This is a genomic window from Klebsiella sp. 54, from assembly GCF_018223875.1.
Taxonomy (GTDB): Bacteria; Pseudomonadota; Gammaproteobacteria; order Enterobacterales; family Enterobacteriaceae; genus Klebsiella; species Klebsiella quasipneumoniae.
The window spans coordinates 246,227-265,229 of sequence record NZ_JAGRRA010000004.1; the positions used below are offsets into that span (position 1 = coordinate 246,227).

At 59.9% G+C, this 19,003-nt stretch carries 18 protein-coding genes; 9 read left to right on the forward strand and 9 right to left on the reverse strand.

Features of this window, described 5'->3' with window-relative positions; translation table 11 throughout:
- Nucleotides 1-75: 75 nt before the first annotated feature.
- Together norW and norV are read right to left on the reverse strand one after the other, a co-directional pair.
- Nucleotides 76-1,209, reverse strand: coding sequence for an NADH:flavorubredoxin reductase NorW (gene norW, locus KHQ24_RS12645; protein ID WP_211777304.1), 1,134 nt, complete (start codon nucleotides 1,207-1,209; stop codon nucleotides 76-78).
- Nucleotides 1,206-2,654: an anaerobic nitric oxide reductase flavorubredoxin gene (gene norV / locus KHQ24_RS12650; RefSeq protein WP_017901376.1), complete on the reverse strand. Its 1,449-nt coding sequence runs from the start codon at nucleotides 2,652-2,654 to the stop codon at nucleotides 1,206-1,208. The genes norW and norV overlap by 4 nt, the downstream gene beginning before the upstream one ends.
- A 188-nt stretch (nucleotides 2,655-2,842) precedes the next feature.
- Between norV and norR the strand changes: the two genes are divergently transcribed.
- Nucleotides 2,843-4,393 (forward strand): nitric oxide reductase transcriptional regulator NorR, encoded by a 1,551-nt coding sequence (gene norR / locus KHQ24_RS12655; RefSeq protein WP_043521289.1) that lies wholly within the window; start codon nucleotides 2,843-2,845, stop codon nucleotides 4,391-4,393.
- On the opposite strand, the gene gutQ is transcribed toward norR, so the two are convergent.
- The 7 genes from gutQ to KHQ24_RS12690 form a co-directional block, all read right to left on the reverse strand.
- Entirely contained in the window at nucleotides 4,356-5,321 is a 966-nt protein-coding gene (gutQ, locus tag KHQ24_RS12660; RefSeq protein WP_004205670.1) for an arabinose-5-phosphate isomerase GutQ, read from the reverse strand. The two genes, norR and gutQ, sit on opposite strands and share 38 nt — an antisense overlap.
- Nucleotides 5,314-6,087, reverse strand: a complete 774-nt coding sequence (gene srlR / locus KHQ24_RS12665; RefSeq protein WP_004205671.1) for a glucitol operon DNA-binding transcriptional repressor SrlR — start codon at nucleotides 6,085-6,087, stop codon at nucleotides 5,314-5,316. The genes gutQ and srlR overlap by 8 nt, the downstream gene beginning before the upstream one ends.
- Before the next feature lie 66 nt (nucleotides 6,088-6,153).
- The gene (gene gutM / locus KHQ24_RS12670; protein WP_211777305.1) at nucleotides 6,154-6,513 is read right to left on the reverse strand and encodes a transcriptional regulator GutM; all 360 of its coding nucleotides are present in this window, start codon (nucleotides 6,511-6,513) and stop codon (nucleotides 6,154-6,156) included.
- A 154-nt stretch (nucleotides 6,514-6,667) separates the two neighbouring features.
- Nucleotides 6,668-7,447, reverse strand: coding sequence for a sorbitol-6-phosphate dehydrogenase (gene srlD / locus KHQ24_RS12675; RefSeq protein ID WP_002914815.1), 780 nt, complete (start codon nucleotides 7,445-7,447; stop codon nucleotides 6,668-6,670).
- 12 nt (nucleotides 7,448-7,459) lie between these two features.
- On the reverse strand, nucleotides 7,460-7,822 hold the full coding sequence (srlB, locus tag KHQ24_RS12680; protein WP_004205674.1) for a PTS glucitol/sorbitol transporter subunit IIA: 363 nt from the start codon (nucleotides 7,820-7,822) through the stop codon (nucleotides 7,460-7,462).
- A 13-nt stretch (nucleotides 7,823-7,835) separates the two neighbouring features.
- Complete coding sequence (locus KHQ24_RS12685) at nucleotides 7,836-8,816, reverse strand: PTS glucitol/sorbitol transporter subunit IIB (RefSeq protein ID WP_004205675.1); 981 nt, start codon at nucleotides 8,814-8,816, stop codon at nucleotides 7,836-7,838.
- Nucleotides 8,813-9,376 (reverse strand): PTS glucitol/sorbitol transporter subunit IIC, encoded by a 564-nt coding sequence (locus KHQ24_RS12690; RefSeq protein ID WP_004205677.1) that lies wholly within the window; start codon nucleotides 9,374-9,376, stop codon nucleotides 8,813-8,815. Before KHQ24_RS12690 ends, KHQ24_RS12685 begins: the two co-directional genes overlap by 4 nt.
- A gap of 277 nt (nucleotides 9,377-9,653) precedes the next feature.
- Here KHQ24_RS12690 and mltB point away from each other — a divergent pair, with 277 nt between their 5' ends.
- From mltB to alaS, 8 genes are all read left to right on the forward strand, one after another.
- On the forward strand, nucleotides 9,654-10,733 hold the full coding sequence (gene mltB / locus KHQ24_RS12695; RefSeq protein ID WP_043521292.1) for a lytic murein transglycosylase B: 1,080 nt from the start codon (nucleotides 9,654-9,656) through the stop codon (nucleotides 10,731-10,733).
- A gap of 338 nt (nucleotides 10,734-11,071) precedes the next feature.
- Nucleotides 11,072-11,782 (forward strand): metal ABC transporter ATP-binding protein, encoded by a 711-nt coding sequence (locus KHQ24_RS12700; RefSeq protein ID WP_072140381.1) that lies wholly within the window; start codon nucleotides 11,072-11,074, stop codon nucleotides 11,780-11,782.
- Nucleotides 11,779-12,642 carry a metal ABC transporter permease gene (locus KHQ24_RS12705; protein WP_004205682.1) on the forward strand — a complete coding sequence of 288 codons (864 nt, stop codon included), beginning with the start codon at nucleotides 11,779-11,781 and terminating at the stop codon, nucleotides 12,640-12,642. Before KHQ24_RS12700 ends, KHQ24_RS12705 begins: the two co-directional genes overlap by 4 nt.
- A gap of 7 nt (nucleotides 12,643-12,649) precedes the next feature.
- On the forward strand, nucleotides 12,650-13,528 hold the full coding sequence (locus KHQ24_RS12710; protein ID WP_049093763.1) for a metal ABC transporter substrate-binding protein: 879 nt from the start codon (nucleotides 12,650-12,652) through the stop codon (nucleotides 13,526-13,528).
- Nucleotides 13,529-13,666: 138 nt separating this feature from the next.
- A complete protein-coding gene (gene pncC / locus KHQ24_RS12715) occupies nucleotides 13,667-14,164 on the forward strand; it encodes a nicotinamide-nucleotide amidase (protein ID WP_004205685.1) in 498 nt (165 codons plus the stop codon).
- 90 nt (nucleotides 14,165-14,254) lie between these two features.
- A complete protein-coding gene (recA, locus tag KHQ24_RS12720; RefSeq protein WP_004205686.1) occupies nucleotides 14,255-15,313 on the forward strand; it encodes a recombinase RecA in 1,059 nt (352 codons plus the stop codon).
- A 70-nt stretch (nucleotides 15,314-15,383) separates the two neighbouring features.
- A complete protein-coding gene (gene recX, locus KHQ24_RS12725; protein ID WP_004205687.1) occupies nucleotides 15,384-15,884 on the forward strand; it encodes a recombination regulator RecX in 501 nt (166 codons plus the stop codon).
- Between the two features lie 250 nt (nucleotides 15,885-16,134).
- Entirely contained in the window at nucleotides 16,135-18,762 is a 2,628-nt protein-coding gene (gene alaS / locus KHQ24_RS12730) for an alanine--tRNA ligase (RefSeq protein ID WP_048325458.1), read from the forward strand.
- Nucleotides 18,763-19,003 lie beyond the last annotated feature (241 nt).

Consider the following 19,003-nt stretch of genomic DNA (forward strand, 5'->3'; position numbering starts at 1 on the left):
AGTGGATCCTGTAGGCCGGGTAAGCGTAGCGCCACCCGGCAAACTAACGGCGCAACAGGGCTGCCTGGAAGGTCATCAACTCACCAGCTGTTTGAGCAGGGCAAAGGCGTCTTTCATCTTGTCTTCGCTGACCACAAAGGCGCGCAGCTGCTTCTCACCATCCAGCCCTTTCGCCACCAGCCCCTCTTTGGCGGCCACGATGTTCCACGTCAGATCCTCGCGACGGGTATCGCCGGCCAGATGCAGCGGCAGATCCGGGGTCTTCACCTTCACCAGCATCGGCGGCAGTTTCAGTTCTCCCGTCTGCGCCAGCAGGTTTTTACTCAGGCACATGGCGCTGAGTAAAATCGGCTGCAGGAACGGCATTACCGTACCGTTGATTTCCGCACAGTCGCCGAGGGCGTAAATCGCCGGGTCGCTGGTTTGCAGCTGGCTATTGACCACCACGCCGCGGTTAATCTGCAATCCGGCGTGGCGCGCCAGCGAGGTTTCCGGGCGCAGGCCGGCGGCGGCCACCACTGCATCGAAGGTTATCACGCGCTGGCGATCGAGGCTAACGCGGATGCCGTCGGCGGTATGCTCAAGCCCTTCCAGCTGCGTTTTTAACATCAGATGGACGCCCATCCCGGTGAGGCGATGCTGCAGACGGCTGCTGACCTCCGGCGGCATCAGCGCCGCCAGTACGCTGGCGGCGTTATCAACCACCGTTACCGCTTTACCGGCGCGACAGAAATCCATTGCCAGCTCGCAGCCAATCAGGCCGCCGCCGACGATCAGCACCCGCCTGGCGTCGCGGAGCTGGCTCTGCGCGGCGCCATATTCGCGCTGGCTGTTCAGCGTCAGCATCAGCTCGCGGCCCGGCACCGGGGGGATAAACGGCGTGGCGCCGGTGGCCAGCACCAGTTTGTCGTAGCGCCACTGCTTATCCAGGCTTTTCACCCGATGGTTTTCAGCGTCGACATCGTTCACCCAGGTATGGGGAAACAGGCGCAGATTGTACTGCTCGGCGAACTCGCTGGCGCTTTGCAGGGTGAGATCGTCGGCGTGCTGTCCGCGGCTGATGACGTGGCTGAGATCGGGCTTGTTGTACTCATCCATGCTATCGGCGGCGATGAGGGTCAGCGGGATTTCGGCATCCTGCTTACGAATATTTTTCACCAGCTGGCGGGCCGCGAAGCCCGAGCCGATGATGACGATACCATCACTCATTTTGCCTCCATCGCCAGGACGTCAAAGACATCTTTGCCAAGAGAACACTCAGGACAAAGGAAATTGTCCGGCACTTCACTCCAGGGCGTACCCGGCTGGACATCCTGGTTAGGTTCGCCTTTCGCCGGGTCATACACCCACTGGCAGACGCTGCACTGCATCATGGGACCGAGATCGGCGGCCGTGGCGGCGGCACAGGCGCAGTCCTGTTGTTCCGGCGTGACTGTCGCTTCAGCAACCGGCAGCGGGGAGAGGGCCCACTGGCGGGCGATGTCGCGACCGTGTTGGCGGCACAGTTCGAGCGCGTCGATATCCGGGCGCCATTTGGCTTTCAGGCTCAGGGACATCTCAAACCCGGCATCCTGCAGGCGGGTGGACAGGCGGTCTACCGCGCCGCCGCTCCAGCCGTGGGAGCCAAAGGCGCTGGCGCGTTTGTTGCGAAAACGCAGCCCGGTCATCTCTTCCACCAGCCCGGCGATTTTCGGCATCATCACGTTGTTCATGGTAGAGGTGCCCACCAGCACGCCCTTCGAGCGGAAAACATTGGTGAGGATGTCGTTTTTGTCGCTGCGGGCGACGTTAAAGATTTTCACCGCCACCCGTGGGTCGACCTCAGTGATCCCCTGGGCAATGGCGTCCGCCATCATGCGGGTGTTGTTGGACATGGTGTCGTAGAAAATCGTGATGCGATCTTCCTGATAATCCGCCGCCCATTCGAGGTATTTCTCGACGATTTGCGTCGGGTTATCGCGCCAGACCACGCCGTGGGAGGTGGCAATCATCGCTACCGGCAGATTGAAGCCGAGGATTTCGTTAATTTTCGGCGTCACCAGGCGGCTGAAGGGCGTCAGGATGTTGGCGTAGTAGCGCTGGCACTGTTCGTACAGTTCACTTTGGTCCACTTCATCGTTGAACAGATGTTCGTCGCAGTAGTGCTGCCCGAAGGCGTCATTGCTGAACAGCACCGCGTCGCCGGTCAGGTAGGTCATCATGCTGTCCGGCCAGTGCAGCATCGGCGTTTCGACGAAGATCAGCTGCTTACCGTTGCCGATATCGAGAGTGTCGCCAGTTTTCACCACGTGGAAGTTCCACTCCGGATGGTGGTGATGACCGTTGATGGAGTCGATGGCGTTGGCGGTGCAGTAGATCGGCGTATCCGGGATCTGCATCATCAGCTCAGTCAACGCGCCGGCGTGGTCCTCTTCGGCGTGGTTAATAACGATGTAGTCGAGGTCGGCGAGGTCGATTTCGCGGCGCAGGTTCTGCACGAACTCGCGGCTGAATTTGTGATCGACGGTATCGATCAGCACGTTTTTCTCTTCGCGGATGAGATAGCTGTTATAGCTGCTGCCGCGCAGCGTTTTATATTCGGTGCCGTGGAAATCACGCACTTCCCAGTCACGTTGGCCAACCCAAAGAATGTTATTTTTCACCACAATAGACATAGCAACCTCAATCAATACAGTGTGTTTAAACTCAGTTGCCTGGTGTATTACAAGTTGCGTGCCAGTTTTTTAATTAATTGATAATTATCAGTTTTTTAATTTTTTATGGTTTTGGTTGCTGTCAAAATGACAATGATTAAAATAGTCGATATGACTATGATGGTTGTCAAAATGACAATGGAGCGATGATGAGTTTTTCCGTCGAGGCGCTGGCGAGAATCGCCATTGATTTACAAAGCGATATCGGTCACGTCGACCGCTTTTCGCGCCTGATCGCCACCCTGCGGCAGATCCTGGGCTGCGACGCCTCGGCGCTGCTGCGCTATGAGGCCCATCAGTTTGTGCCGCTGGCGATCGATGGCCTGGCGCAGGATGTGCTTGGCCGGCGCTTTGCGCTGGATGGGCATCCGCGGCTGGAGGCGATCGCCCGCGCCGGCGATGTGGTGCGCTTCCCGGCGGACAGCGACCTGCCGGACCCCTATGACGGCCTGATCCCCGGCCAGGAGAGCCTCAAGGTTCACGCCTGCGTGGGGCTGCCGCTGTTTGCCGGGCAAACGCTGATCGGCGCACTGACCCTTGACGGTATGGATGCCGACCGCTTCGACAGCTTCAGCGATGAAGAGCTGCGGCTGATCGCCGCCCTGGTGGCCGGGGCGCTGAATAACGCGCTGCTTATCGCCCGCCTTGAAGCGCAAAACGTCCTGCCGCCGCAGGTGGTGAATTACCCGCAGCCGGAGCGCCAGGAGCTCATCGGCCTGTCGGCGCCGATGCTGCAGCTGAAAAAAGAGATCGAGATTGTCGCTGCCTCGGATTTAAACGTGCTGATCAGCGGCGAAACGGGGACCGGCAAAGAGCTGGTGGCGAAGGCGGTGCATCAGGGTTCGCCGCGGGCGGCTAACCCGCTGGTGTACCTCAACTGCGCGGCGCTGCCGGAGAGCGTGGCGGAGAGCGAGCTGTTCGGTCACGTGAAAGGGGCATTTACCGGGGCTATCAGCAACCGCAGCGGCAAATTTGAGATGGCCGATAACGGCACGCTGTTCCTCGACGAAATCGGCGAACTGTCGCTGGCGCTGCAGGCGAAGCTGCTGCGCGTCCTGCAGTATGGCGATATTCAGCGTGTCGGCGATGACCGCAGCCTGCGGGTCGATGTGCGGGTGCTGGCGGCGACCAACCGCGATCTGCGCCAGGAGGTGGTGGAAGGGCGCTTTCGCGCCGATCTCTATCACCGGCTGAGCGTTTTCCCGCTGTCGGTTCCGGCGCTGCGCGAGCGGGAAAATGACGTGGTGCTGCTGGCAGGCTATTTTTGCGAGCAGTGCCGCCTGCGGATGGGGCTGGCGCGGGTAATTTTAAGTGAGGCAACGCGTAACAGGCTGCAGCAGTGGTCGTGGCCGGGCAACGTGCGCGAACTGGAGCATGCCATTCACCGGGCGGTGGTGCTGGCGCGGGCTACCCAGGCTGGCGATGACGTAGTACTGGAGCCGCAGCATTTCCAGTTTACAGCGGCTGCGCCGACGTTGCCGACCGAGGAGATGGCAGCGGCGCCGGCGATGGGCAACGTCAATCTGCGCGAAGCCACGGATAACTTCCAGCGCGAGGCGATTTCCCGCACGCTGGCGGCGCATCAGGGCAACTGGGCGGCGACCGCCCGCGCGCTGGAACTGGACGTCGCCAACCTGCACCGGCTGGCGAAACGTCTGGGGCTTAAAGGATCCCGGCCTGGTAAAAGTTCTGCAGGTTGATGGCGCCGACCAGCAGGCCGTTTTCATCCACTACCGGCGCGGCGCTGATTTTATGTTTCATCAGCCGCTCTTTGGCTTCCACCGCGCGGCTCTCCGCCTGCAGCGTCACGCCGTTGCGGGTCATCGCCTGCGTGACGCCGTCGTTTAAGGTGCCGCCGCCCACCAGCCAGCGGCGCAGGTCGCCGTCGGTGAAGACGCCCTGCACGCGGTTGGCCTCATCGCAGACCGCCACCAGGCCGAGCCCGGTGCGGCTCAGCTCGAGCATCGCGTCCATGACGTTGGCGTCTGTACCGACGCGCGGCACTTCGTCGTCGCGGCGCATCAGATGATGCACTTTGTTCAGCAGACGCGCGCCGAGCGCCCCCGCCGGATGGGAGCGAGCGAAATCCTCTTCACTGAAGCCGCGGGCTTGCATCACCGCCATCGCCAGCGCGTCGCCGAGCATCAGGGTGTTGACGGTGCTGGAGGTCGGCGCCAGATGCATCGGACAGGCTTCGCGCTCCACGGCGATATCCAGCACTGCTTTCGCCGCCAGCGCCAGCGGCGAGGTGGATTTGCCGGTCATCGCCAGCAGGGGTATCCCTTTTTCCTCCAGCCGCGGCACGATCAGATCCAGCTCTTTCGCGCTGCCGGAGTAGGAGATAAACAGCATCACATCGCGACCGTCGAGCATGCCGAGATCGCCGTGCAGGGCTTCCGCCGGGTGGACGAAAAAGGCCGGAGTGCCGGTGCTGGCGAAGGTCGCCGCCAGCTTTTTGCCGATATGACCGGATTTCCCGATACCGGAGACAATCAGTTTGCCCTCGCAGTGGATGATGGTCTCCGCCGCGCGGATGAAGTCATCGCCCAGGCGTTCCGGCAGGCGGCTCGCCTCCTGTAGCTCCAGCATCAGGGTCTGGCGTCCGGCCTCTAATAAAAAGTTACTCATGATGTTCTCCAGTAATGATGACTTCTATGCCTTTGGCTTCCAGCGCCCGCTGGAATGCAGGGTCAATATCGGCATCGGTAATCAGTTTATCCACGCGCTCCAGGCCGCAGACAATATTGGGGCTTTTACGGCCAAACTTTGACGAGTCGGCCATCAGGATCACTTCGCGGGCGGCGTTGCACATCGCCTTGCTGACGGTATACACCTCATTGAAGGTGGTGACGCCGGCGTTCAGATCGATGCCGTCGGTGCCCATAAACAGCTTGTCGAAACTGAACTGTTCGAAAGCGTTTTCCGCCAGCTGGCCGTGAAAGGAGGCCGATTTTTTGCGGAAGGTGCCGCCGGGCATCAGGATAGTCTGTTCATTATCCAGTTCGGCAAGGGCATTGACGATATGCAGGCTGTTGGTCATCACCGTGATGTTATTGAAGCGGCTGAGCAGCGGGACCATCTGCAGCACCGTGCTGCCGGCATCGAGGATGAGGGAGTCGCCATCATGAATAAAACGCACCGCCGCTTCGGCGATGCGCGCTTTCTTATGGGTGTTGATCAACGTCTTATGATCGATCGGCGGATCGGCTTCATCCTTGTTGAGTACCACGCCACCGTAGGTGCGAATGACGGTGCCGGCGTTTTCCAGCGTGACCAGATCCTTACGGATGGTGGTGCCGGTCGTATCGAAATGTTGCGCCAGCTCTTCGACCGAGCATTTTCCCTGCGACTGCAGGAACTCGAGAATGGCTGCCTGGCGCTGACGTGGTTTCATAGGCGTCTATCCTGCGTTTAAGTTTCGAAGTGATAATTTCGCAAGATATTTACTTTTACAACGAAATTATCCATGTTTCGGATTAAGCGCTAATGATAGTGCATTCTTACAGCGCGGATCATGGGGAAAGATCACATCAGGCTGCAATTCCGCGATATGTTTGCCGTCCAGCGCGGGGATTTTTTGCGGACGGGCGAAAATGGTGAAGCCTTTCATCAGCAGCGTGTCGCAAATGCGGTTGTCATCATCAACGGCGATAGCGACGATGGCGCGCGGTTGAAAGCGTCCGGCGGAGCGGCCGACCCCCACCCGACCCTGCTGGCACAGGCTGTCGAAAGCGCGATTGAAACGGCGGATCTGCCAGCCGCCAAAGGCCATTTGGGTAAGCCAGGCGATGGCGGCGACGGTGATTAATGCGCTAACCATAGGTATCTCCTTAAGGGGGGCGGGAACAACCCGGGTCGTGGCGCGAGCGCCTAACCCGAGCGATCCGCGGTGCCTTTTCGTCGGGTAGCGGCTAACGCCTTACCCGACCTACAGTTTTGTAGCCCGGATAAGCGCGGCGCCATCCGGGATCCCTTTAAAACATCACCTGACCGCCGGTAACGTTGATCGACTGACCGGTGCAGTACGACGCCTGCGGGCTGGCGTAAAACATTAATACGTTCAGCACATCCTGATATTCGCAACCGCGCTTCAGGGGCACCTTGTCGATGTAATACTGCTCGACCTCGCTCTCATCGATACCGAGCTTGGTGGCGTACTGCGGCAGCAGCGACTGGAACATCGGCGACTTCAGCAGATTGCCGAGCATCAGTGAGTGTACGGTAATGCCGTATTCCGCCAGATCCAGCGCCAGCGACTGGGTCAGTCCGACGCCGCCGAACTTCGCCGCGCTGTAGCCGGAGTTGTGCTTGCTGCCGACTTTGCCGGATTTCGAGTTGATCTGAATGATGCGTCCCTTAATGCCGTCGCGGATCATCAGCCGGGAGAATTCGCGGGCGCAGAGGAAGTAGCCCACCAGATTGACCTGTAGCGAGCGGTCGAAATCCCCCAGCGCAAAGTCGCTAATAAACGCCGCTTTGGCGATGCCGGCGCTGTACACCAGCAAGTCGACGCGCGAGAAAATCTCATCCACCCCATGGGCCAGCGCGGTGACGCTGGCCTCGCTGGTGGCGTCGGCGCCGAAGCCATACGCCATGCCTTCGCCATATTCAGCGTTAATCTCCTGGGCGACGCGGCTGGCTTTTTCGCTCTGAATATCGACCACCGCCACGCGGTAGCCCTCGGCGGCCAGCCCGCGGCACAGAAACTCTCCTAAGGTTTGTCCACCGCCAATGACAACAGCAACCTGATTCATCTTTCTCTCCTGTTAAGCAACAAATTTCAGTACGCAGCCGGGCGCAATGGCGTCCGGCACCGGGCCCGCCACGTGGACGGTCCCCGGAAACTCCGCGTCGCGATGGCCGTCAAAGCGCAGGGTGATATGGCCCAGCTCGCGCAGATTTTGCTCGGCAACGTCGCCGACGGCGGTCACCGGGTAGCGCAGCTCGCCAAGCTGCAGCTCTGCACCCGGCTGCAGCGAACCGGCAAGCTCGCCGTGGTTGTGAATAAAGCAATACGCTTCGATATCCGCCGGGGCGCCCTCGCGGAAGGTGATCAGCATTTGCTCTTCCAGCGCCATCGCCGCGCAGGCGCCGATGTGCGTAATGGTGGTCTGGTAAATCACGGTCATGTTCTGGCCCCTCTTACTGGTAAATAAATCCGGAAACGAACCACGCGATCAGTACCGTTGGCGCGCCGGTCAAAAAGCGGCTGACCAGCACCGACGGCACGCCGACGCGCACGGTATCCTGGCGAGCTTCGGCCAGCGACAGGCCAACCGGGATAAAATCGCAGGCGGCCTGGGCGTTAATGGCGAACAGCGCCGGCAGGGCGAGGTGCGGCGGAATATTGCCGAGGCCGATCTGCACGCCGATCAGTACGCCAATCACCTGGGCGATAACCGCGCCGGGGCCGAGAAACGGCGACAGCAGCGGGAAGGAGCAGATCAGCGCCAGGGTCACCAGACCCAGCGGATGGCTGGCGAGCGGCGCCAGGCCATGGGCGATCCAATCGCCGATGCCGGAGGCCATGATGATGCCGATCAGCGCCGAGACGAAGGCCATAAACGGCAGGATCGTCTTCAGCACCGTATCGATGGTGTCGCGTCCGGCCTGGAACAGCACCGCCACCACCGAGCCCATCCCCATCCCGACCTTCGCCAGTAGGCCATCGCTCTGTTCAGTGATCTTTTTGCTGGCGTCGTAGTCGCGACCCGCGCGGTTGTTCTCCGCCGGTGGCTCGGGAGCTATCGTGCCGCCGGTCGCGATGCGCTGAATGTTCTCCTCCTTGACGCCGGAGACGTAGATATCTTCTGTGATGTACTGGGCCAGCGGCCCCGATTTGCCGGTGGCATGGATATTCACCGTCGGGATGCGGCGCTTGGGATAGAGCCCGCAGCGCAGGGTGCCTCCGCAGTCGATAATCGCCACGCCGATGTCGCTTTCCGCCGGTTCGCCCTCTTTAAAACCGTCCACCGCCTGCCAGCCGGTCAGGCTGGCGATACGGTCAACGATCGCCGGGCGGGTGCCGGCGGTGATATAGACGATCTTTTTGCCCTCGACGACGTCGAGCTCAAGGGGGCCGCCCCAGCCGCCGGTGCCTTTCTCAATACGAATCCGGGTCATGATGTCGCTCCTGACAGATGCACTTTCTGAGCCAGCTGAATCGCCATTTTTCGCTCGAAAATCGAGGTGGTCAGGTCGGTAACCCAGCCGCGGAAGAAGTTGGTCACCAGCCCGACCAGCAGATAGCTCACCGCCAGCGGACCGAGCGGCAGGCCGAGGGTGGTGAGGCCGTTGGCGATGCCGAGATAGACGAACAGTTCGCCGGGGTTGATATGCGGAAACAGACCGTTCATTGAGTGGCAGCTATAGGACGCCGCCGCGTAATAGCTGGGCTTGTACTTCTCTGGCATAAAGCGGCCCAGGCTCAGGGTCATCGGGTTACAAAACACAAAGGTACCGATGCAGGGCAACAGCAGGTAGCGGGAGATCGGGTTCCCGGCGCAGCGCTGCGCCAGTTTTTCGATCCGCTGCTGGCCAATAAAGTTGATCAGCGCGTTCATGATCACCAGCAGACTGATCAGCAAGGGGAGGATCCCGGTCACCATGCCGGTAAACACCTCGCCGCCTTTCTGAAACAGGCCGATAAACCACTCCGCGCCGTGGGTCACGACGTCAATCATTGTTCTCTCCTTCAGCATGTTATTTTTCTTGCTAACTGCAGGCTGATTTTAATCATTTTGAAAGGTTTTAAAGTGTTAAATGGATCGCAAAATGAAAGATAAATATTTTATTTTGAAAGATTGGCGCTAAGAGGATGAAATAACGAGGGGCATGACAGCATGCAGGGAAGGGGGCGGTGAAGGACTATTTTGTCTACAAACGGATTGTCGCTTTCTTGTTGGTCGTCGCATGCTTTACCATAATTATCCCTTGCTGAATTTGTTAAACGGAATTCCCATGTTGAAGCGTCGCTCTCTGGCTTTACTTCCCCTTTGTGTGCTCCTCGCTGCCTGCAGCAGCAAACCCAAGACTCCCGCGGAAACGGAGATGGCGAGTGGAACCGGCGGCTTTTTGCTGGAACCGCAGCATAACGTGATGCAGATGGGCGGCGACTTCGCCAACAACCCGGCGGCGGCGCAGTTCATCGATAAGATGGTGGCGAAGCACGGCTTCGACAGGCAGCAGCTGCAGGAGATCCTGTCGCAGGCGAAGCGTCTGGACTACGTTCTGCGGCTGATGGATCGTCAGGCGCCGACCGGCCTGCCGCCGACCGGGCCAACCGGCGCCTGGCTGCGCTACAAGAAACAGTTTATTACCCCGGATAACGTGCAGAACGGCGTGGTGTTCTGGAATCAATATCAGGACGCGCTCAACCGCGCTTATCAGGTCTACGGCGTGCCGCCGGAAATCATTGTCGGTATTATCGGCGTGGAGACCCGTTGGGGCCGGGTGATGGGCAAAACCCGCATCCTCGACGCGCTGGCGACCCTGTCGTTTAGCTATCCGCGCCGCGCCGAATACTTCTCCTCCGAGCTGGAAACCTTCCTGCTGATGGCGCGCAGCGAAAGCGACGACCCGCTGGATCTGAAAGGCTCTTTCGCCGGGGCGATGGGGTACGGCCAGTTTATGCCGTCGTCCTATAAGCAATACGCGGTGGACTTTAACGGCGACGGCCATATCAACCTGTGGGACCCGGTGGATGCTATCGGCAGCGTGGCCAACTACTTCAAACAGCACGGCTGGGTGAGCGGCGATCTGGTGGCGGTGCAGGCGCTGGGCCAGGCGCCGGGGCTGGAGAATGGTTTCAAAACCAAATACAGCGTGTCGCAGCTGGCGGCGGCGGGGCTAACCCCAACCCAGCCGCTGGGTAACCATCAGCAGGCCAGTCTGCTGCGCCTGGACGTCGGTACCGGCTATGAATACTGGTACGGGTTGCCGAACTTCTACACCATCACTCGCTACAATCACAGCACCCACTACGCCATGGCCGTCTGGCAGCTTGGCCTGGCGGTTTCTCAGGCCCGCGGCGGTTATTAATACTGTCATCCGGCTGACAGTATCCGAGCCTCCCCGGATAACGGCGCGTATCGCCTTATCCGGGCGACGGTCTGTTATCTGGTTGGTGGCCCCGTAAGCGCAGCGCGACCGGGGGATTTCCCGGAAAGGCCGCGCTTATCCTGCTGTTTCTTCCCGTCGGCATGCTTCCTGTCTACCTTTGTTACATTTCCGCTCACCGACGCTGATTTACAATCTAATTTCGCCTCTGTATTGTTATGTTATAACATTTAATAAGGGGGTAAGGATATGTTCGCATCGGTTTTTATGGCATCCGGCGCGGCGCGCCTGGCCATCGCTGGAACGCTGCTGGCGGCGCTATGGCTGGCGACCTGGTGGGCGGTGACGCTGCCATGATTGAACTGGAACAACTGGTAACCGGCTATGGCGGGGCGGCGATCACCCCTCCGCTGAGCGGGATGATATGTCCCGGCAGCCTGACGGCAATCGTTGGTCTCAATGGCTGCGGAAAATCGACCCTGCTGAAAACCCTCGCCGGGTTTCTTCCGCCGGTCAGCGGCCGCCTGCGCTGGCAGGGAAAGCGGCCGGTGATTGGCTGGCTGGCACAGCGCCATGCCCTCGAGTCACAGTTTCCTCTCAACGTGCAGGATGTGGTGAGTCAGGGCGCATGGCCCGGCGTGTCGCTGCTGCGCGGTCTGAGCGGCGATACCCGGCGACGCATCGGCGCGGTGCTGGAGCGGGTCGGGCTGGCGAGCCTGGCGAAAACCCCGATCGAAGCGCTCTCCGGCGGCCAGTTTCAGCGCATGCTGTTTGCCCGGGTGATGGTGCAGCGGGCGCCGCTGGTGATGCTCGACGAGCCCTTCACGGGTATCGATGAAGCGACCAGTCGCGAACTGATGGAGCTGATCCTCGACATGCACCGGCAGGGGCAAACCATCCTGGCGGTGCTGCATGATAACCAGCGGGTAGCCGACTTTTTTCCGGAGACGCTGCTTTTAACCCGCCAGCGCGCCTGCTGGGGTGCCACCCGGGCGGTTCTCCCGGCCTTCAGCCAGGCGAGGTCAGCATGATCTGGCACACCTTCTTTCAACCTTTTATTGAATTCGGCTTTATGCGCCGGGCGCTGGTGGTCTGCCTGGCGTTGTCGCTAAGCACCACCATGCTGGGCGTCTTCCTGTTGCTGCGGCGCATGAGCTTGATGGGCGACGCGCTGTCGCACGCCATTCTCCCCGGCGTGGCGGTGGGCTATCTGCTGAGCGGCATGTCGCTGCTGGCCATGACCGTGGGCGGCTTTGTCGCCGGCATCGCGGTCGCGCTGGTGGCGGGATGGGTGAGCCGGCGGACGCCGTTAAAAGAGGACGCCAGCTTTGCTGGATTTTATCTGGGATCGCTGGCGCTGGGCGTCACTCTGGTGTCGCTGCGCGGCTCCAGCGTCGACCTGCTGCATCTGCTGTTTGGCTCCATTCTGGCGGTGGATCGTGACGCGGCGCTGTTTGTCAGCGGCGTCGCCAGCCTGACGCTGTTGTGCATCGCGCTGTGCTACCGCGGTCTGGTCAGCGAGGCGTTCGACAGTGCCTGGCTGCAGGTGAATAACCGCCGGCTGCCCGCGGTGCTGCATGGGCTTTTTCTGGCGCTGCTGGTGCTTAACCTGGTGGCGGGATTTCAGGTGCTCGGCACGCTGATGGCGGTAGGGGTGATGATGCTTCCGGCGGTTGCCGCGCGCTGCTGGGCGCGAACGCTGCCGGGCATCCTGCTGCTGGCGGCGCTCTCCGGCGCGCTCTGCGCCTGGCTGGGTTTGAGTCTCTCCTGGGCGGCCAGTCTTCCCGCCGGGCCCGCCATCGTGCTGACCGCCAGCGCGCTGTTTTTTATTTCGCTGTTTTTTGGCACGCGCAGCCGACTGCTGGTCGGCTGGCGCAAATTGATGGGGTAAGGAAATGATGAAACGTAGTGCAATAGTGGTCGCGCTGGCCTTCGGCCTGATGGCGCAGGGGGCGATGGCGAAAACGCTGAATGTGGTAAGCAGTTTTTCAGTTCTGGGTGATATGGTGCAGCAGGTTGGCGGGGAGCATGTCCATGTGGATACCCTGGTCGGCCCGGATGGCGATCCGCACACCTTCGAGCCGTCGCCGAAGGATAGCGCGCTGCTCAGCAAGGCCGACGTGGTGGTGGTTAACGGCCTGGGACTGGAAGGCTGGCTGGATCGCCTGATTAAGGCCTCTGGTTTTAAGGGCGAGCTGGTGGTGGCGTCGAAGGGCGTCAAGACCCATACCCTCGATGAAGACGGCAAAACGGTGACCGATCCCCACGCCTGGAACAGCGCAGCGAACGGCGCATTGTATGCGCAGAATATCCTCGATGGTCTGGTGAAAGCCGACCCGGAAGATAAAGCGGCGTTGACCAGCAGCGGCAAGCGCTATATCGACCAGCTGACGGCCCTCGACGGCTGGGCGAAAGGGCAGTTCAGCGCCATTCCGCTGGACAAGCGCAAGGTCCTGACCAGCCATGACGCTTTCGGCTATTTTGGCCGCGCTTATCACGTAACCTTCCTCGCGCCGCAGGGGCTCTCTTCAGAGAGCGAGGCCAGCGCGGCGCAGGTGGCGGCGCTGATTAAGCAAATCAACGCGGACGGCGTCCATACCTGGTTTATGGAGAACCAGCTTGACCCGCGGCTGGTGAAGCAGATTGCCAGCGCCACCGGCGCGCAGCCCGGCGGAGAACTCTATCCTGAGGCGCTCTCCGCCCCGGGGGGCGTCGCGGATAGCTATGTCAAAATGATGCGTCATAACGTGGCGCTGATCGCCGCCAGCATGAAGTAAGCGTGCGATTTCTCATCCCGGCGCCGCCGGGATGATTCATTTTGGATGTCCCCTCGTAAATTCCACACCTCGTCCCCATATCTCTGTGGAAAGTGCTATCTTTGATGGCCTCTTTATCCGGAGCAAAGCGGGGCGATAATGACCGATTCAGAATTAATGCAGCTAAGCGAGAAGGTCGGCCGGGCGCTGCAGGCGCAGGGCGCGACGGTGACCACGGCGGAATCCTGCACCGGTGGCTGGATAGCGAAAGCCATCACCGATATTGCCGGCAGCTCAGCGTGGTTTGAACGCGGTTTTGTGACTTACAGCAACGAGGCCAAATCGCAAATGATCGGCGTCAGCGAAGCGACGCTGCGGGACAACGGCGCGGTGAGCGAACCGGTGGTGGTGGAGATGGCGATCGGCGCGTTGCGCGCCGCGCGCGCGGACTATGCCATCTCGGTTAGCGGCGTCGCCGGGCCGGATGGCGGCAGCGACGAAAAGCCGGTCGGGACGGTGTGGTTTGGCGTCGCCAGCGTTAGCGGGCAAGGGGTGACGCGGCGGGAATGCTTTGCCGGAGACCGCGAAGCGGTACGTCGTCAGGCGACGGCCTACGCGCTCAATCTGCTCTGGCAACAATTTCTACAAAAGACTTGATACTGTATGACTATACAGTATAATTGCCTCAACTGAACAAATATTAACGGCGAAGCGAACACGCTTCACCCTGCATGATTAGGAGTAACAATGGCGATCGACGAAAACAAACAGAAAGCGTTGGCGGCTGCACTGGGCCAGATCGAAAAGCAATTCGGTAAAGGCTCCATCATGCGCCTGGGTGAAGACCGTTCTATGGACGTAGAAACCATCTCCACCGGCTCGCTTTCTCTGGATATCGCGCTGGGCGCCGGCGGTCTGCCAATGGGCCGTATCGTCGAGATCTACGGGCCGGAATCCTCCGGTAAAACCACCCTGACGCTGCAGGTTATCGCCGCAGCGCAGCGCGAAGGTAAAACCTGTGCGTTCATCGATGCGGAACACGCGCTGGATCCGGTCTATGCGCGCAAGCTGGGCGTGGATATCGACAACCTGCTGTGTTCTCAGCCGGATACCGGCGAGCAGGCGCTGGAAATCTGTGACGCGCTGGCGCGCTCCGGCGCGGTTGACGTTATCGTCGTCGACTCCGTCGCGGCGCTGACGCCGAAAGCGGAAATCGAAGGCGAAATCGGCGACTCTCACATGGGCCTCGCGGCGCGTATGATGAGCCAGGCGATGCGTAAACTGGCGGGTAACCTGAAGCAGTCCAACACGCTGCTGATCTTTATCAACCAGATCCGTATGAAAATCGGCGTGATGTTCGGTAACCCGGAAACCACCACCGGCGGTAATGCGCTGAAGTTCTACGCCTCCGTGCGTCTGGATATCCGTCGCATCGGCGCGGTGAAAGAGGGCGACAACGTCGTCGGTAGCGAAACCCGCGTCAAAGTGGTGAAGAACAAGATTGCGGCGCCGTTCAAACAGGCTGAATTCCAGATCCTCTACGGCGAAGGCATCAACTTCTTCGGCGAGCTGGTTGACCTTGGCGTGAAAGAGAAGCTGATTGAGAAAGCGGGCGCCTGGTACAGCTACAACGGCGACAAAATTGGTCAGGGCAAAGCGAACGCTATCACCTGGCTGAAAGAGAACCCGGCGGCGGCGAAAGAGATTGAGAAGAAAGTGCGCGAACTGCTGCTCAACAACCAGGACTCTACGCCGGACTTCGCCGTTGACGGCAACGATGCAGAAGAAACGGAACAAGATTTCTGATATCGTCTAACAGAGTGATAAAGGGCTGCTTATGCGGCCCTTTTGCTTTTCTTAGATTATTGAGGTGCCTGTGACTGAACCTTCATCACGCCGCTCCGGCTACGCCCGCCTGCTGGACCGCGCTATCCGCATTCTGGCGATGCGCGACCACAGCGAACAGGAGCTGCGGCGCAAACTGGCTGCTCCGGTAATGAGCAAAAACGGCCCCGAGGCGCTGGACGTCACCCCTGAAGAGCTGGAGCAGGTGGTTGCCTGGTGTATCGAAAACCGTTATCTCGACGATAATCGTTTTGTCGGCCAGTTCATCGCCAGCCGGAGCCGCAAAGGCTATGGCCCCGCGCGCATTCGTCAGGAGCTCAGCCAGAAAGGCATTGCGCGCCAGGCCGTGGAACAGGCGATGCGCGAATGCGATATCGACTGGGTGAGCCTTGCCAGGGCGCAGGCGCAGCGTAAATACGGTGAACCGTTACCCTCCGCCTTTGCTGAAAAAGTGAAAATCCAGAGATTCCTGCTGTACCGTGGCTACCTGATGGAAGATATCCAGGAAATCTGGCGAAATTTTGCAGATTGACCCATCCGGGATTTTACTTCGCCGTAAAGAAAACTTATCTTATTCCCACTTTATTCCGTCGGGCCGCTGGTTGTGACAGTGCAGGCAGCGTCCTGGGCGATTATTCCTTTACACAAAATCATTCAAGCTGCATCAGGGCGGCAAGAGAGACTATCTTCCGCAACGCACGTCAGTTCGGTGCCGGAAGAGCAAGCGCAGCCAGGACAGAGGCGACTTGAAGGATGACGTGTAGCTTGATTTCAGGATAATTATGAGCAAGAGCACCGCTGAGATCCGTCAGGCGTTTCTCGACTTTTTCCATAGCAAGGGACATCAGGTAGTTGCCAGCAGCTCCCTGGTGCCGCACAACGATCCGACCCTGCTGTTTACCAACGCAGGGATGAACCAGTTCAAGGATGTCTTCCTTGGTCTCGACAAACGTAATTATTCGCGTGCGACCACCGCGCAGCGTTGCGTGCGTGCGGGTGGTAAACACAACGATCTGGAAAACGTCGGTTACACCGCGCGTCACCACACCTTCTTTGAAATGCTGGGCAACTTTAGCTTCGGCGACTACTTCAAGCAGGATGCCATCAAATACGCGTGGGAGCTGCTGACCGGTGAGAACTGGTTCGCGCTGCCGAAAGAGAAGCTGTGGGTCACCGTTTACGAGACCGATGACGAAGCATACGACATCTGGGCCAATGAAGTAGGCGTCCCGCGCGAGCGAATCATCCGCATCGGCGACAACAAAGGCGCGCCGTTTGCTTCAGACAACTTCTGGCAGATGGGCGACACCGGTCCGTGCGGTCCGTGCACCGAGATTTTCTTCGACCATGGCGATCACATCTGGGGCGGCCCTCCGGGAAGTCCGGAAGAAGACGGCGACCGCTACATTGAGATCTGGAACATCGTCTTCATGCAGTTCAACCGTCAGGCTGACGGTACCATGGAGCCGCTGCCGAAGCCGTCCGTCGACACCGGTATGGGCCTGGAGCGTATTGCCGCGGTGCTGCAGCACGTTAACTCAAACTATGACATCGACCTGTTCCGCGATCTGATCGCCAGCGTGGCGAAAGTCACCGGCGCCACCGATCTGACGAACAAGTCGCTGCGCGTTATTGCCGACCACATTCGTTCCTGCGCCTTCCTGATCGCTGACGGCGTAATCCCGTCGAATGAAAACCGCGGCTACGTGCTGCGCCGCATCATTCGCCGCGCGATCCGTCACGGCAACATGCTGGGCGCGAAGGATACCTTCTTCTGGAAACTGGTTGCCCCGCTGATCGCCGTGATGGGCTCCGCCGGCGAAGAACTGAAGCAGCAGCAGGCTCAGGTTGAGCAGGTGCTGAAAACCGAAGAAGAGCAGTTCGCCCGTACTCTGGAGCGCGGACTGGCGCTGCTGGATGAAGAGCTGTCGAAGCTGAAAGGCGACACCCTGGATGGCGAAACCGCCTTCCGTCTGTACGACACCTACGGCTTCCCGGTCGACCTGACCGCGGACGTCTGCCGCGAGCGCAACATCAAGGTTGACGAAGCCGGCTTTGAGGCCGCCATGGAAGAGCAGCGCCGTCGCGCGCGCGAGTCCAGCGGTTTCGGCGCTGACTATAACGCGATGATCCGCGTTGACGGCGCCTCTGAATTTAAAGGTTACGATCATCTGGAGCTGAACGGCAAAGTGACTGCGCTGTTCATCGATGGCAAAGCGGTGGATAGCGTCAGCGCGGGTCAGGAAGCGGTAGTGATCCTCGACCAGACCCCGTTCTATGCGGAGTCCGGCGGCCAGGTGGGCGATAAAGGCGAACTGAAAGGCGCGGGCTTCTCCTTCGCGGTCAGCGACACGCAGAAGTACGGCCAGGCCATTGGTCATATCGGTAAAGTCGCCAGCGGCTCCCTGAAAGTGGGCGACGCGGTGCAGGCCGATGTGGACGAGGCTCGCCGTCAGCGTATCCGCCTGAACCACTCCGCGACGCACCTGATGCACGCGGCGCTGCGCCAGGTGCTCGGCACCCATGTGGCGCAGAAAGGCTCGCTGGTCAACGATAAAGCGCTGCGCTTTGACTTCTCGCATTTCGAAGCGATGAAGCCGGAAGAGATTCGTGCAGTGGAAGATCTGGTCAACGCGCAGATCCGTCGTAACCTGGCTATCGAAACCAACATTATGGATATCGATGCCGCGCGCGCATCCGGCGCCATGGCGCTGTTCGGCGAGAAATACGATGACCGCGTCCGCGTGCTGCGGATGGGCGACTTCTCCACCGAACTGTGCGGCGGGACTCACGCGGCGCGTACCGGTGATATCGGCCTGTTCCGTATCACGTCTGAGTCCGGTACCGCCGCTGGCGTGCGCCGTATCGAAGCGGTGACCGGTGAGGGCGCGATGGCCATGCTGCACGCGCAGAGCGATCAGCTCAGCGATATCGCACAGCTGCTGAAGGGCGACAGCCACAATCTCGGCGAGAAAGTTCGCGCCGCGCTGGAGCGTACCCGTCAGCTGGAAAAAGAGCTGCAGCAGCTGAAAGAGCAGGCTGCGGCGCAGGAGAGCGCAAACCTCTCCAGCAAAGCGGAAGAGATTAACGGCGTTAAGCTGCTGGTCAGCGAGCTGGCCGGCGTGGAGCCGAAGATGCTGCGCACCATGGTTGACGATCTGAAGAACCAGCTGGGTTCGACGGTTGTGGTGTTGGCTACGGTCGCAGACGGTAAAGTTTCCCTGATTGCCGGTGTGTCTAAGGATGTGACAGATCGCGTCAAGGCTGGGGAGCTGGTTGGTATGGTCGCTCAGCAGGTGGGCGGTAAAGGGGGCGGTCGTCCGGATATGGCGCAGGCCGGTGGTACCGATGCGTCTGCTCTCCCTGCAGCGTTAGCCAGTGTGAAAGGCTGGGTCAGCGCAAAACTGTAATAACTATAAACGCATATACCCTAAATAATTCGAGTTGCAGGAAGGCGGCGACACAGCGAATCCCCAGGAGCTTACTCAAGTAAGTGACTGGGGTGAGCGAGGAAAACCAACACACATGCAACTTGAAGTATGGCGGGTTTAGGTGCCGTAACCTCAGGGAAATGGCACCTTGCGCGAGAAACACCGATAACGATAAAGTCGGGTTGAAATTGTGTATATCGGCTAAACTTAGGTTTAACAG